At 37.8% G+C, this 14,804-nt stretch carries 11 protein-coding genes; 7 read left to right on the forward strand and 4 right to left on the reverse strand.

Annotated elements, in window-relative coordinates; translation table 11 throughout:
• Positions 1-256 precede the first annotated feature (256 nt).
• Together RI844_RS10195 and RI844_RS10200 are read right to left on the reverse strand one after the other, a co-directional pair.
• The gene (locus tag RI844_RS10195) at positions 257-2,506 is read right to left on the reverse strand and encodes a PKD domain-containing protein (protein ID WP_348394569.1); all 2,250 of its coding nucleotides are present in this window, start codon (positions 2,504-2,506) and stop codon (positions 257-259) included.
• 131 nt (positions 2,507-2,637) lie between these two features.
• The gene (locus RI844_RS10200; RefSeq protein WP_348394570.1) at positions 2,638-3,168 is read right to left on the reverse strand and encodes a hypothetical protein; all 531 of its coding nucleotides are present in this window, start codon (positions 3,166-3,168) and stop codon (positions 2,638-2,640) included.
• 739 nt (positions 3,169-3,907) lie between these two features.
• Here RI844_RS10200 and RI844_RS10205 point away from each other — a divergent pair.
• Positions 3,908-5,716: a DUF885 domain-containing protein gene (locus RI844_RS10205; protein WP_348394571.1), complete on the forward strand. Its 1,809-nt coding sequence runs from the start codon at positions 3,908-3,910 to the stop codon at positions 5,714-5,716.
• A gap of 174 nt (positions 5,717-5,890) precedes the next feature.
• Positions 5,891-7,231 (forward strand): hypothetical protein, encoded by a 1,341-nt coding sequence (locus tag RI844_RS10210; protein ID WP_348394572.1) that lies wholly within the window; start codon positions 5,891-5,893, stop codon positions 7,229-7,231.
• Positions 7,232-7,310: 79 nt separating this feature from the next.
• Here the strand turns inward: RI844_RS10210 and RI844_RS10215 are convergent, their stop codons facing one another.
• A complete protein-coding gene (locus RI844_RS10215) occupies positions 7,311-7,733 on the reverse strand; it encodes a DUF3010 family protein (RefSeq protein WP_348394573.1) in 423 nt (140 codons plus the stop codon).
• A 134-nt stretch (positions 7,734-7,867) separates the two neighbouring features.
• On the opposite strand from RI844_RS10215, the gene RI844_RS10220 reads away from it, so the two are divergent.
• From RI844_RS10220 to RI844_RS10240, 5 genes are all read left to right on the forward strand, one after another.
• Entirely contained in the window at positions 7,868-9,685 is a 1,818-nt protein-coding gene (locus RI844_RS10220; RefSeq protein WP_348394574.1) for a DUF885 domain-containing protein, read from the forward strand.
• A gap of 145 nt (positions 9,686-9,830) precedes the next feature.
• Positions 9,831-11,054, forward strand: coding sequence for a threonine/serine exporter family protein (locus RI844_RS10225; protein WP_348394575.1), 1,224 nt, complete (start codon positions 9,831-9,833; stop codon positions 11,052-11,054).
• A 16-nt stretch (positions 11,055-11,070) separates the two neighbouring features.
• The gene (locus RI844_RS10230) at positions 11,071-11,832 is read left to right on the forward strand and encodes an NRDE family protein (RefSeq protein ID WP_348394576.1); all 762 of its coding nucleotides are present in this window, start codon (positions 11,071-11,073) and stop codon (positions 11,830-11,832) included.
• 11 nt (positions 11,833-11,843) lie between these two features.
• Entirely contained in the window at positions 11,844-12,572 is a 729-nt protein-coding gene (locus tag RI844_RS10235) for an SDR family NAD(P)-dependent oxidoreductase (RefSeq protein ID WP_348394577.1), read from the forward strand.
• A gap of 17 nt (positions 12,573-12,589) precedes the next feature.
• Positions 12,590-13,459, forward strand: a complete 870-nt coding sequence (locus tag RI844_RS10240) for an amidohydrolase family protein (protein ID WP_348394578.1) — start codon at positions 12,590-12,592, stop codon at positions 13,457-13,459.
• Positions 13,460-13,484: 25 nt separating this feature from the next.
• On the opposite strand, the gene RI844_RS10245 is transcribed toward RI844_RS10240, so the two are convergent.
• The gene (locus RI844_RS10245; protein WP_348394579.1) at positions 13,485-14,660 is read right to left on the reverse strand and encodes a mandelate racemase/muconate lactonizing enzyme family protein; all 1,176 of its coding nucleotides are present in this window, start codon (positions 14,658-14,660) and stop codon (positions 13,485-13,487) included.
• Positions 14,661-14,804 lie beyond the last annotated feature (144 nt).

Here is a 14,804-nt window from a genome sequence, read left to right on the forward strand (position 1 = left end):
CTAAAAATCTGGCAATTTTGCTTCAGGGCTAGCCTTTTGTTCAAAGCATCCTAGACAAAGAAAACCTCTCCGCATTCTTGCCGGAATACATGCCAGTATCTATCAACTATACGAGACTTTACTGCTTGTCAGTCACAGAGAGTAGCACCGTTTTTTTAGTCATCGATGAAGTACAAAACGCCCTTAGCGAACTAAGAGCGTTTTACGGTGCTATCAATTTAAAATATTAAATATTAAATATTAATGATTTAATAACTTAGTTGAATAATTTGCGTCTGAATGCGCCAAGAGCAATTAATGCGAGCATCCAGCCCATAGAGCCACCATCACTGCTATCTAGCGGTTCTCTAGCGTTTATAACCACTACGGCTGTTTCAGAAACAGTTTCTACACCATCTGATACCGTAACCTTAAATTCCAAGCTGGTAGTTGCATCAGCTAATGGCGCAGTAAAACTAAGTCTATTATCTTCAGGCTTACTATCGGTTGGTTCTTTTTCAAGCAGAGCAACGGTTGGACCTGATACTTGCTCCCAGTGGTAAGTAATCGAATCATTATTCTCATCGTTAGCTACAGCCGTTAACATAACCACATCGGCTTCTTCATATGTGCCTGCGCCATCAATGGTAAGTGTCGGTGCGTCATTAAAAGGCACAACGTTAACATCAATATCTACACTTGGGATGTTATTACCATCACTTACAATCAGTCTGAAAGTTAAAGTTTCCGGTGAAGAAATTGATGGTACATCAAACGAAAGTACTGGCTCATTTTCTCCGCTAAGTGATACAGGCGTACCAGCGATTTGTAACCATAAGAAAACCATATCATCGCCTTCGGCATCGGTTGTTGCTAATGCATCAATAGTGACAGTGCTTTCTTCATCGACAGTGAAATTATTTTCCACAACAATATTAGGTGGTATATTTTTAATTACCGCTAATACACCAGTACCTTTTACAAGCCTGTTGGCTTGACCATCGGTATCGTTAGCACCACCATCTTCAATGAGTAACTGTATACATTCATTACCCACAACTAAACCGTTAATATATTCAGTGGCAAGCGGCGGTGGACAAGCGCCCTGCTCATCTTTCAATGAACTTTGTATCGAGTTGGCATCATCTTCAACGAAAGTAAACCAGCCGTCATCTTCAGTATATTTTCGATAAACAGCACTTTCAATAATAGTATCGCCACTAGCAAGCGGAATAACTACCACAGCAGAATCACCTGAAAAAGATAAACCAGAAACGGTAAAGTTAATTATGCTTGATAAGGCGTTATAAAGCTTATCAATGCTATTATCAACGGCAGCGCCATCCTCACCACCATGATTAGCAATATCTTCATACTCAATCACAGCAGTAGTACTTGCTGAGCCATAAGATGACAGCGCAACATCACCTAATTTTAACTGCAAGCCATCAATCGTTTGCATTGATTGCTCGTCGCCAATAGGCAAGAGTTTCTTATTACTATCGCTATCTAAATAATCTGCTATACCATCTTGATCAGTGTCGGTATAACCTTCTACGGCATCGAAAATACCGTCGTTGTCTGCATCCGTATCTGCACCAAGTTCAGCTAGAGACGCCTCAACAACAATCTGCGCATCAACCGAAAATCCATAAACTTCTGTCGTATTACTTTCACTTACCTCTACTGACAGGCCGAACGTTCCTACACTTCCCAGAGCATCAGGATCAAATTCAAAAGTGCGTTCATTACCATCAAGCCTTAAATCAAGTAGTGGGGTATTGCCAACATTCCAGGTAACATTATGGTTATCAAGTTGGTTAGCATCATTAATTGTAACGGTCACCGTAACAGTGCCTCCTTGAGCATCTACGACACTCATTGGATTGCCATTTTGCTCAACAGACAAGCTAACCGCCGGCTCAAAATTTTCTTCATTAAGAGGCACTTCCGCGTCTTTTATGAGTACGAACCCCGCCCACGTGTCTACTGTTTCTAAAGTTTCATCGGTGTAATCAGTATTATATGAAAGACTGGAACTGATGTTCTGATATTCCCTAGCCCCTACAGCTAACACCCTAGTATTTTCAGCCGTATTGGCATAGACAAAGTAGCGACGCTCAATACCATTATAAGTATAATTACTCCAGCCAGCTAAGTTATGGTAGTTACGATCTGATATGGTGCTATAATGATTCACAGCTCTATAAGCATCAAGTCTTTCTGCCTGCTCTTCATACGTAGCCCAGTGATAACCAGGTATTACTTCATAACTGAGGTTTTTGTCGTAAACTCCAGTTTTACTTACCACGTAATATAAATCATCAGCGTAACCAGATTGTCTTAAACCACCAAAATCATCGCTATTCTCATGCCACTGACTAACAGAAAGACAACTGCCTCTACTTTCTATATTTGCCGCTCGACATTCCTCAGTGGAAATAATATTTGCGTAAGCTACATTGGCAAAACAGGTCACTGATAATAACCCGCCTGTTATAGCCGTATTTAAAAATTTAAATTTCATTTTGTTTTCCTTTCTACAGCTATGGCTGTAATCAAAGTTATTATTTAAGCAGAGAAGAAATTATGGTTAAATCTCTTGCTGCTCTATTTCAAAAATTTCAAATTATTTCTGCTAATCGCTAGCGATGCTTGCTAGTCTTTAATTAACACAAAACCAGCCCAATTTTTTACTGATGATTTCTCAGCATTGCTGTAGTTCTCATCCCAAGACGATTTGTGCACTGTAACCTTACTTTCAGAAATACCGGCATACACAACCCGGTTATTTTTAGCAGTATCGGCAAAGATAAAGTCTCGACGCTGAACGCCATCGAACTGATATTTTTCCCATCCCCCTAAGTCGTAATAATTGTATTCACCAAGATCGCTACTGCCATTTTCTTTTTTCCAATCAGTCAATCTGGCTTCCAGCTCTGCAAACGTGGCCCAATGATAGCCAGGTAACATTTCATAAGTACTTGCCTTGTTATAGACACCTGACTTACTCACTGCCAAGAATAAATCGTCAGCAAAAGTCGACGGCTTTAAGCCAGCATAATCATCGTTAGTATTATGCCAGTCAGCAACCGAAACAGGACCTGTTTCGGTTAAACTGGTGCAACCACTCACAGCCAATATTCCAGCGATAACAGTCGTAGTTAAAAACTTATTGTTCATTTTCATTTTATTTTCCTTTAAACAGCAATCGCTGTACCCGAAATCATTGATAAAAATAGAGGAGTAGTTGAAACCAAAGAAAAATTGTCGTTCCTCAGCGCTTTCATGTTACTTCTCATAGTCATTCCCCCTTGCGACGCTTTTGCAGGCAATCACCTCCAAATTCGTTAAGCAGCCTGCTTGTGTGGCTCAGAATGTCGATTTACAACATCTTTACATTCCGTTTAAAAATACTACCTCAAACGATTGAGGAATTACAAGCGTTTTTTCAAAACTTATAACACAACAACAATAAGTACTTGATAATATTCATGTTTAATATAAAAAAAGATAGTACCCACCCGTTTAATTAGTGGTGTTCCCACATTAAAATCATGAATACCATATTCATTTAGCTAAGCGTTAGCGACAGTCCGTAGCTTGCTAAAAATTAGTTACATTCGTTGGTGAAAGCGGACCTCACACTGTTCATTATTAATAATCAACTTAGCACCAAAGGGAGTTCAAACGATTGAGTTGGTATGGTGAGCTTGGTTACTATTAGAGTTTTTTTCTAAAACAGTACATCTAATTGAGACATTCAATATGGTTAATCTAAAAATAATAGTAAGTTAATTATTTGAATTACTAGCCCGAATGATTAACAATTTAAATGGTAAGATATTGTTACAAAGTCTTTCATTTTTAAAAAAATCATTTACCCTCTCAAACATAAATATATCGTTACTAAAATGTACTAAACACTATGAAAAAATCTCTAATAGCATTTACGTTAATTGCGGCAATAACAGGCTGTACTTCAGCAACAGATGAAGCCAACAAAAGCGAAACTAAAGTAGCCGTTGCTCAACAACAAGAATCAGAAAAGCTTGCGCTGTTGTTTGAAAATTACTTCAATGACAGTATCGATTTATCGCCAATTTCGGGTACTTATGTAGGTTTAAATGAATACAATAATAAATTCAGCGCTCCTATTTCAGCTCAAAGTATTAACAATGAACTTGAGCATGAACAAACTTATTTAAAACAAATTGAAGCCATTGATAAATCTAAACTAGAAGGACAAGATTTACTTAGTTATGAAATATTTTTGCGTGATCGCAAACTCGACATTAAGGGCTTTGAATTTAATAGTCATTTCATGCCATTAAACCAAATGTATGGCATTCATAATTCTTTTGCGACATTAGGCTCAGGAAAAAGCGCCCAACCTTTTAATACAGTGAAGGATTACCAAGATTTTATAGAACGTAGCCAAGGTTTTGCTCTATATATGGACAGCGTGATTATTTCTATGCGCGAAGGTGTTAACAAAGGTTATGTTTTACCTGCAGCTATTATAGAAAAAATATTACCGCAATTAGCAGTGCATATTGTTAAAGATGCAAAAGACAGCGTGTTTTTTGGACCTGTAGCTATGCTAGCGAATAATGAGCAAATAAGTCCGTCAGAAAAAGTGAAAATTACCAGTCAGTATGAAGATCTTATACTAAACACCTTATCGCCTAGCTATGCAAAGTTCCATGACTTCATTTTAAATGAATACCTTGCAAGTGGTCGTGCAACGGTTGGTTTATCAGAGTTACCGAATGGTAAAGCTTGGTATGAATATCAAATTGAAAAGAATACTACTCTACCTTTAACAGCAGAAGAAATTCATAAATTTGGTCAGCAAGAGGTTGCTCGAATTTTAGCTGAAATGAAACAGGTTAAACAGCAGGTTGGTTTTTCTGGTGATTTAAAAGCATTCTTTAAGTTTTTACAAGAAGATCCTCAGTTTTATTGGAAAAATGAGGCCGAAGTTGTAAAAGCTTATACCGATGTTAAAAACGATATTAACTCTCGTTTACCAGCACTGTTTGAGGTGTTCCCTCGCGCCGATTATGAAGTAAGAGCCGTTGAAGCATTTCGAGCAGCATCAAGTGCGGGTGCTAGTTATCAGAGCCCGGCACCAGATGGCTCTCGTCCAGGTATTTTTTATATTAATACTCATAACCTAAAGGCACAGCCTAAATTTATCCTTGAAACCCTAAGTATTCATGAAGCCTCGCCTGGTCATCATTTTCAAATTAGTATTCAACAAGAAGTGCAAGGTTTACCAATGTTTAGAAAATTCGGTGGCTATACTGTATTTGCTGAAGGTTGGGCACTCTATGCTGAAAGCCTAGGAAAAGAGATGGGCATGTTTAGTGATCCATACCAATGGTATGGCCGTTTATCTGATGAGCAACTTCGAGCCATGCGTTTGGTAGTAGATACTGGTTTACATGCGTTCGGTTGGAGCCGTGAACAAGCCATTCAATTTATGGTAGATAATTCATCATTAGCGTTAAGCGACATAACGGCAGAGGTTGAACGTTACATATCAATACCTGGTCAAGCATTAGCCTATAAAACCGGCCAAAGAGCGATTAGAGAGATGCGCAATAACGCTGAAGCGCAACTTGGCGATAAATTTGATATCAAAAAGTTTCATACCCAAGTGTTAATTGATGGCGCCTTACCTATGCCTATTTTGGCTAAAAAAATTCAAGCTTGGGCTGATAACCAGTAATAAAAATTTTTATTAGATATTTACCAAAATGGCGATTTATATCGCCATTTTTTTTGTCTGTACAAATTGACACAACTTTTGTGCGTAATAATCTTAATTTATATTCCATAAGGGCCTACTCCTCGGTATATTAGAAGGTAAGCGCTAAATAATAAAAAATACTATGGAATAGTTATGTCTAAATTTATCCCCTTTTCAGCTCTAGCAAGTGTTTTCCTTCTTGCCTCTTGTGGAAGCGGTGGAGGTGGCAGTAATGATGATACAAATAAGCCACCTGCAACTTATCAATTCACCTTGCAATCTCTGATTAAAAACTCATGTGGCGATACATCATCCTATGCTGATACAAAAGTTTTTTTACAAGATGAAAATTGGCAAGTATTAAGTGAACATCAAGCAAACAGCGAAGGCCTTGTCGAGATAACCTCTGCTAATGAAAAAATCAATATTACCGTATTGGCCAATTATAAAGGTGACAACGGTATAGAGTCTTATCAGGCAGTATCTTATTACCAAGTCGATACCGATGTAAAAGCAACGTATTACGCCACACATTCTGACAAATTAGATAACTCAACGTGTGAATGCACAACTCAAGATGTAGTTTTGTCACACATAAATTCAAATACTATCCTGGGAGCCCTAAGCTCGGCTAAATTTGAAAGCTTTGAATTAGTTGATGGTGTTACAACTACTTTTAAACAAGTAGAGTCTTGTCGAATCAAAGGCCAAGAATGGACAGAACATTCATTTGCAGTTTATGACGAAGAAGAAGGATTTGTTGGTTTTCATCAAGACTATACTGCCACCGACAATGGCACCTGGGAAGTGTATGATAATGGCAGTGGTATTGCTGTTAGTTTTAACCGCAAAGATATGGATATGACCACATCGCAAATATTCAACCAAACACGCCACTTTACTAAAACATCAGAAGCCGAAACGAATGAAGCCATTATTTTTGAAAATCATAAATTTGATGGTAATACCGTACATAGTGCAAGCGCTGATTTTATTTTTAAAGAAGAGTCATCACCATTTGGTTCAGTCAGCTTAAAAAGTAGAGAAACCGTATTTAGCCAAGATTATAATGACTCTCTCGCAGTTAAACCCAGTGAAAACGATGAGAATATCGATTACATCACTTGGGCCGAAATTGAAGCATCAGGCGCATATGATTACTCAAAGGTAAGCAAGCATGACATGGCAGTGATCAGCTATGTATTTGATGCAAAAAATCCTGAGACACAACTTGATATGCCAGTCTTATGGACATCTTATGGACCGATTGAAGGCCAACTACCGATGAATACTTTATTGCCTGGTTTTGAAGATGTTATAGATGGTGATACAGATGTAGATGCTACAAAAGTAAACTTGTTAAGACACTATAGTTTTGATAACTACCAAGACTACATAAACTACTACACTAATATTGGCCACGCAGATGTTAACCAGCAAATGGATAAAACTGACGACACTGTGCATCAATACTTTGTTGAATTAGTTAAATAAAAATTAAGACCAAAAAAGAGGGGCAGAGTCAGTTTTTTTTATGTTAAACCTGACTCTGACCCTAGTTTCTTTGTTTCGTTTACGGATTAAAGAATGTAAACGCTGTTTCAAAAGCGTTTTGTTGAAACTGCTTTAAACCGGTATCTCTAAAATCGATATTCACTTGTGCTTTGTTCAGTTTTTCTTTGATAACATTAGCGCGTACAAGTTCTACCTGTAAATCATCAATTAACTGAATAGCCGCTTCAATTTTAAAGCCCTGTGAACCACCAGAAAACTTACCTTTAGTGGCGCGTTCTTTGATAACAACGGCATCAATTTTGTAATCTTCAACTAACTTTTTAAAAGCAAATTGAAATTTGCGAATATGTTCAGAGTCAGTACCTTTTTGCAGTGCAATTTTAGGCACACGCAAATTAGGGATGTCATACAAATTATTGTCTAATGCGACTAAACAAATTACTGCTTCATCAGCCTTTATTTCTACACCACAAACTCTCATGGTTTCTCCTAATAAATATAATGACCACATTATAATCTAAACCACAGATTTTTATGTAATTAATTTGCTATAAACTTAACTTGTTGGCAATCTATTGATATAAAAATATTTAAGCATCGCTTTTAAGGTTAATTATGAAAAAGTATTTACTCTCTGCTGCCATTTTTGCAGCCTTAGCAGGTTGTTCTCCAGCAGAAAAAACGACAGAAGTTAAATCCGACCAAGCAGCTCAAACAAAACCAATCGAGCAAGCGCAATCAAACAACGTAGATGCAAAACTAAACGTTGAATTTGAACAATTTGCCAAGGCGTTTATTGAAGAGTTTTGGCGCTACAATCCCGGCTATGCAGTTTACGTAGGTTACTACAAATATGACGATCAACTTCCAGTTATTGATCAGCAACGAATTAATGAAGAAATAGCGTTTACTAAAGAGCGTTTAGCTCAATTAATGGCTTTTGATACAAACAAACTTACTGCCAACAACGCCAGTGATTACTATATTTTAAAAAACCAGATGGAATTACAGCTATTTACTGCTGAAGAGTTAAAGTCACATCAGTGGGATCCTTCTAACTATAATGTTGCCGGTGTTTTCGGAGTTATTTTAAATACCGATTACAAAGCAAAAGATGAACGTTTACGAGCAATTTTTCGTCGCATGGAAAACATACCAGCTTATTATGAAGCAGCAAAAGCTAACATAACAGCACCTACCATTGCTCATACAGAATTAGCAATCCAACAAAATAAAGGTGCTGTAAGCTTATTTACCGACACAATTCATGCTGCCATGATTGAATCAGGCCTAAATGAAACAGAAAAAGCAGATTTTAATTTTCGCTTAGCTAAAAGTGCGTCGGTAATAAATAAATACATCAAGTGGTGTGAAGAAAAATTAGTTGAGTTAAAAACTAGCGGCGCAGCGAAAGATTTTCGCATTGGTGAAGCTTTGTATGAGAAAAAGTTTGCTTTAGATATCTATTCAAGCTTAACGGCAAAGCAACTTTTTGAAAAAGCAGTTAAAGAAAAAAGCCGTGTGCATGCTGAAATGATAAAAATTGCTGATAAACTTTGGCCAAAATATTTTGCTGATATAGATATGCCAAACGATAAATTAGTTGCCATTAAGCAACTTATTGATCATATCTCGGTAAACCATGTTGAACGTGAACAGTTTGTTGACAGTATTCGAGCTCAAATTCCAGAACTGGAAAAATTTGTTATCGATAAAAACTTGTTAGAAATGGATGAAGATAAGCCTCTTGTGGTTCGAGAAACCCCTGTCTATCAACGAGGGTTTGCTGGTGCATCCATCAACGCACCGGGACCATATGATGCAAATGCAAATACCTATTATAACGTTACGCCATTAGATAACTTTAACGCCGAACAAGCTGAAAGCTATTTAAAAGAATACAATCATTGGTTACTGCAAATTTTAAATATTCATGAGGCCGTTCCAGGGCATTACACCCAACTAGTGCACAGCAATAAATCAAAATCTTTAGTGAAATCTATATTCGGCAACGGCGCCATGATTGAAGGCTGGGCAGTTTATACTGAACGAATGATGCTAGAAGAAGGCTATGGTGATTTTGAGCCTGAACTTTGGCTGATGTATTACAAGTGGAATTTACGCACTATTATGAATTCAATCATCGACTACTCCATTCAAGTAAATAATTTATCTGAAGAAAAAGCCTTGGATATGATGATTAATGAAGCATTTCAAGAGCAAGCAGAAGCTAAAGGTAAATGGCGCAGAGCAACGCTTTCACAAGTACAATTAACCAGTTACTTCACCGGTTACTCTGAAATTTATGACTTGCGTGAAGATTTGAAGGCAAAGCTTGGTGATGACTTTAACCTTGCAGATTTTCATAACCAATTTTTAAGTTATGGTAGCTCTCCAGTGCCAATCATTCGCCAAATGATGTTGCCAGAGTAGTCTTGTTCACTAATCTAAACACTACTAAAGGATTAGCAAAAATGTTAATCCTTTTTTTTGTAAAAAAAGTTAACCCAAATTAAATTTAAGTAGTAAAATTAACAGCATAGAAAATAATAGTACCATCTAAACAGGAACACAATTAGTGAAACCAGATTCGTTTACGCAAAAACGCCATTTTATAATTACCTTGGGAAAACTGTTACACAAGTTTGGCGCAACGGCTTATCGTTTAGAAAATCATTTAATAAATGTTTCTCGATTTCTTGAAGTACAGGCATCATTTGTTATCACTCCTACCTCATTAACATTTGTACTATTTAATGTTGAGGACCAGCAAGAACATAATTTTATTGTGCGAGTGCGCCCCGGTGATATTGATTTAGGCGCTTTATCAAGAACAAACGAACTAGTGGATGAGCTAAGTTCAGGCCAGCGAACATTAGCTGAAGCGATTGAACGCTTAAATGAAATACCAAACAAACCTTCCCCCTATTCACAGTTTCTTACCTTTTTAGGGTTTGGCGCCTCTTCAGGTGCCTTTGCTATGCTAATGCATACCTCTTGGAATGATGTATTTTGGTCAACATTACTTGGCTTCTTTGTTTTTCTATTGGTTATTTGGGCTGAAAAATCGAAAAGCGTAGCCAATATGCTTGAGCCATTATCGAGTATTGTTGCAGCCGTTGGTGCCAGTGCTATTACATTAATTGACCCAGCCATTAATGCGCCTTTGGTAATTTTATCGAGTATTATCGTGTTTATCCCTGGCCTGTCTTTAACGACAGGTTTAAGTGAACTTGCTGAGAGAAATTTAATTTCCGGCACCGCTAAGATAATGGATGCATTGATGACCATGTTTAAGCTTTATTTCGGTGCCATATTAGGATTAACGTTAGGTAGTTTGTTATGGGGTAGTGTCGAAAAGGTTGATGTTGAACTTGTACCACAATGGACCCAATGGTTAGCAGTATTAATTCTTTCAATGTCTTTGGTTATTATTTTCAAAGCTAGGCCTCGTCATGCATTTTGGGGGATTTTATGTGGCTTTATTGCTTTTGGTTCAAGTTTTTGGGCAGCTAACTACGTTGGCGTGGCATTAAGCGCCTTTGTCGGCTCTTTTACTGTTGGCGCATATTCAAACCTATTCGCCCGCTTTTTAAAAGCTCCTGCCACTGTCGTTATGCTGCAAGGTTTAGTTGTTTTAGTACCTGGTTCAAAAGTATATATCGGACTAAACTCTATGGTAACCGGCAGTCAAATTGTACAGACCGAACAAATTGGCTCACAAACGTTTTTAATTTTTATGTCTCTCGTCGCCGGACTCATTTTTGCAAATGTCGCCGTGCGGCCACGCAGTTCATTATAAGTATTGAATTTACCTTATGTGTATATTGTTTATCGCCATTAACCAACACAAAGATTATCCGTTAATTATTGCGGCTAATCGAGATGAATTTCATCAACGGCCAACTAAGTCAGCATATTTCTGGCCACAGCAACCAGAGATATTAGCCGGTCAAGATTTGCAAGCAAACGGCACTTGGTTGGGTATAAATAACCAAGGCGACTTTTCAGCTTTAACGAATATAAGAAGTAGTTTGCCCCTTAATAATGATGCTAAATCGCGCGGTGACTTAGTGCAACTTGCTTTGCAAAATCCGGCTTTAATCAACCAACAATGGCTACTGGATAATAGCGAGCTTTATAATCCGTTTAATCTGGTTTATACGAAAAATAAAGAGCTTTATTGTTTTAACTCAAGCTCTTTAGAACATAGCCGGCTAGCCGATGGGTTCCATGCTATATGCAATGGAGCCATGGACGATGTTTGGCCGAAAATGGCTAAAGGAGAAATGTTATTAGAGCAATTAATCAGTGAACAGCAAGAGTTACATAGCGAACATTTATTTGCCATTATGCAAGACCCAACTCAAGCTCCTGACGAGCTCCTACCAGAAACTGGTGTTGGCTTAGAGTGGGAGCGAAAGCTATCAAGTATCTTTATAAAATCCAGTGAATATGGCACACGTTCAACTGCGGTAATATTAAAGCATCAAAGTGGCACTATAGATTTTCATGAACAAAGCTATACAAGCGATGCTGAAATCTTTAATAAAAAACAATTTGCTCTCACGCATCAATAAAAGTGAAAAACATGAATAAAATTTGTATTGTTACGGGTGGCTCTTCAGGGATTGGACTGGCTATAGTGAAAAGCTTTATACACAACGGTTATACTGTTTATAATTTAGATATTCAGCCTAGTACTTTTGGCCACTTCATTGAATGTGATATGAGTAAAGTTGAGCAAGTACAACAAGCAATTATTGGGGTTGCTAATCAAGAAAAACAAGTTGATGTGTTAATTTCTAATGCTGGCATTCATCGCTCCGCCAATATTGAAAACACTTCAGAAGAGCTGCTCGATGAAGTGTTTGCCATTAATGTTAAAGGCGCCTATGCGGCAACTAAAGCAATTATACCATTGATGAAAAAGCAGGGCATGGGCAGTATTATTTATATCGCATCTGATCAAGCAATTATTGGTAAATCAAACTCCTTTGCTTATAACCTATCAAAGCATGCGTTAGCGTCTATGGCAAAAACCACAGCACTTGATTATGCAAGTTTTAACATTAGAGCCAATGCTATTTGCCCTGGTACAATTGAGACACCACTTTACCATACAGCAATTGATAAATACTGTGCTAACAGTGGCGCTAATAAAACAGACATACACGCCGAAGAAGCGGCATTGCAACCATTAAACCGTTTGGGCCAGCCAGAAGAGGTTGCTGAATATGCGCTGTTTTTAGCCAGTGACAAAGCAACGTTTATTACTGGTAGTTTGCAGGTAATTGATGGTGGTTACACAACGGGTTAGCTCAAAGCTCAATTATTATGATAAAAATAATCGACCCACATCTACATTTATTCAACCTTGAAGAAGGGGATTATCACTGGCTAAAGGAAGGTAACCCGCCATTTTGGCCTAACAAGCAGTTAATTAATCGCAATTTTGAGCAAGCTGATTTAGTTTTATCTGCACCTTTAAACTTGGCGGGGTTTATTCATATTGAAGCCGGCTTTGATAACTCAAAACCTGAACGTGAAATAGCTTGGCTTGAAAATAACTGTAACTTACCATTCAAAAGTATCGCTTTTGCCGATATTTGCTCAGTTGAATTTCAACGCCAAATACAAACATTACTGCAATATAAGTCTTTTACTGGTATTCGCCATATTTTAGATGAGCAAGCAGAGCATATTTTAGCCAACACAAATACTCTAGCTAACTTAAAACATTTAGCATCACTGGATCTTATATTTGAATTGCAGTGTGATTGTTCTGATTTAAATGTTGTAAAACAACTGGCGACTTATCTTTCAGTACTGCCTAACTTAACTATCATCATTAATCATTACGGTGCAACAACCAATAATAACCTAAGTCAAAAATTGAAAGATGGGTTATCATTACTTGCCAAACATCAGCAGTGCTTTATTAAGTGTTCAGGCTGGGAGATGCGTGATAATAACTGGCAAGTTGAACTTTTAGCACCGCTGGTAAATTCAATCATCAGCATTTTTGGTGAGCAAAGGGTTATGTTAGCCAGCAATTTTCCACTATGTTTGTTCAGGTTTAGTTATTTACAATTATGGCAGCACTATACTAACTTTTCTGGCTTTAGTAATGAGACTGTATCGAAGTTGTGTTTTGAAAATGCAGCTAAGGTTTACAAACTAAAAGCCAGCATTAACGCTGGCTAATAAAGTTCATTTCTATTTTGATAGGTTATTTCACTTCTACTCTTGGTGAGCGCATAACAACATCATCATTTAATTCAATGCCAATACCGGGTTCTTCTGATACTTCAAAGAAACCATCTACCGGTTGTGGGTCTTGAATACATAATTCACGGTTCCATGACTTTATCGCGTAAGTATGATGTTCATGAATTAAGAAGTTTGGTATTGCGGTTTCTAAATGCAATGAAGCAGCTGTTGCTACTGGGCCTCCACAAACATGTGCCTGGATACGGATATCGTAAACATCAGCATAATCACATACTTTTTTGGCTTCAGTAAAGCCGCCACACAGGCCAACATCAGGCTGTAGAACGTCAATACTTTGCTCTTCAAAGTAAGGGCGTACATCCCAACGATGATACAATCGCTCGCCGCCTGCAATAGGTACATTTACATTATCAGAGACTTTTTTATGCACTGCAGAATTTAAATAATTGACCGGTTCTTCATACATCATACAACCTACTTCTTCGACTATCTTGCCCATTTGTATTGCTGATGCAGCGCCCATTAACGAGTGCGATTCAAAAATAATATCAACATCATCACCAACCGCATCACGAATTGCACGCAAACGATTACCGAACAAACGCATTTGTGGATTAGTGAATAACTTGGTGCGATCAAATGCAGAACTGCCATCATGGTTATAAACAATCGGGTCAACTTTTACTGCATCATAACCTTCAGCGACCGCTTTTAGCGCAGCTTCAGCATATTCCTCAGGTTGGATCAGCTTTTTACATTCTTTGTCCCAGTCAAATTGCAATTGGCTCGCGTACGTGCGCAATTTATCATTCACTTTACCACCTAACAGCTGATAAACAGGTACACCCAATGCTTTACCTTTTATGTCCCAAAGCGCAGTATCGATGGCACTCATTGCAGAGTAAAGCACTGGCCCACCACCTAACCCCCAAAAACTTTCTCTAAGCATACGCGACCACAGCAGCTCAGTTTGAAATGGGTTAAAACCAATTAATACCGCTTCCGCTATTTCTTTAATCATGGCAGCAGCAGCACTGTGCCCCCAATCATAAGCTAAACCAGCCTCACCTACCCCGGTAATTCCTTCATCGGTATGAATACGAATAAACACCGGATTCCAAGGCGGTCTTTCAGGGCATTCGATATCAAAAATTTCTACGCGGGTGATTTTCATGGATTCTCCAAAGGGGTTTTATATGTTTTAAAAAAGTATTGGTATAAAAGTTAATACTCGGTATCTATTATAGAAGAAACGAGAAACGAGAAACGAAATATAGTCTCGATATTAGTTGTTGGCGATAATAAAATTTCCAAAAGA

The organism is Thalassotalea fonticola, from assembly GCF_032911225.1.
In the GTDB taxonomy this organism is placed as follows: Bacteria; Pseudomonadota; Gammaproteobacteria; order Enterobacterales; family Alteromonadaceae; genus Thalassotalea_A; species Thalassotalea_A fonticola.

Excerpts from the sequence above, each read along its gene's own strand:
- RI844_RS10230 (WP_348394576.1), top strand. The coding sequence starts at position 11,071 with ATGTGTATATTGTTTATCGCCATTAACCAACACAAAGATTATCCGTTA.
- RI844_RS10205 (WP_348394571.1), top strand. The coding sequence starts at position 3,908 with ATGAAAAAATCTCTAATAGCATTTACGTTAATTGCGGCAATAACAGGC.
- RI844_RS10245 (WP_348394579.1), bottom strand. The coding sequence starts at position 14,660 with ATGAAAATCACCCGCGTAGAAATTTTTGATATCGAATGCCCTGAAAGA.
- RI844_RS10195 (WP_348394569.1), bottom strand. The coding sequence starts at position 2,506 with ATGAAATTTAAATTTTTAAATACGGCTATAACAGGCGGGTTATTATCA.
- RI844_RS10200 (WP_348394570.1), bottom strand. The coding sequence starts at position 3,168 with ATGAAAATGAACAATAAGTTTTTAACTACGACTGTTATCGCTGGAATA.
- RI844_RS10215 (WP_348394573.1), bottom strand. The coding sequence starts at position 7,733 with ATGAGAGTTTGTGGTGTAGAAATAAAGGCTGATGAAGCAGTAATTTGT.
- RI844_RS10220 (WP_348394574.1), top strand. The coding sequence starts at position 7,868 with ATGAAAAAGTATTTACTCTCTGCTGCCATTTTTGCAGCCTTAGCAGGT.
- RI844_RS10235 (WP_348394577.1), top strand. The coding sequence starts at position 11,844 with ATGAATAAAATTTGTATTGTTACGGGTGGCTCTTCAGGGATTGGACTG.
- RI844_RS10210 (WP_348394572.1), top strand. The coding sequence starts at position 5,891 with ATGTCTAAATTTATCCCCTTTTCAGCTCTAGCAAGTGTTTTCCTTCTT.
- RI844_RS10240 (WP_348394578.1), top strand. The coding sequence starts at position 12,590 with ATGATAAAAATAATCGACCCACATCTACATTTATTCAACCTTGAAGAA.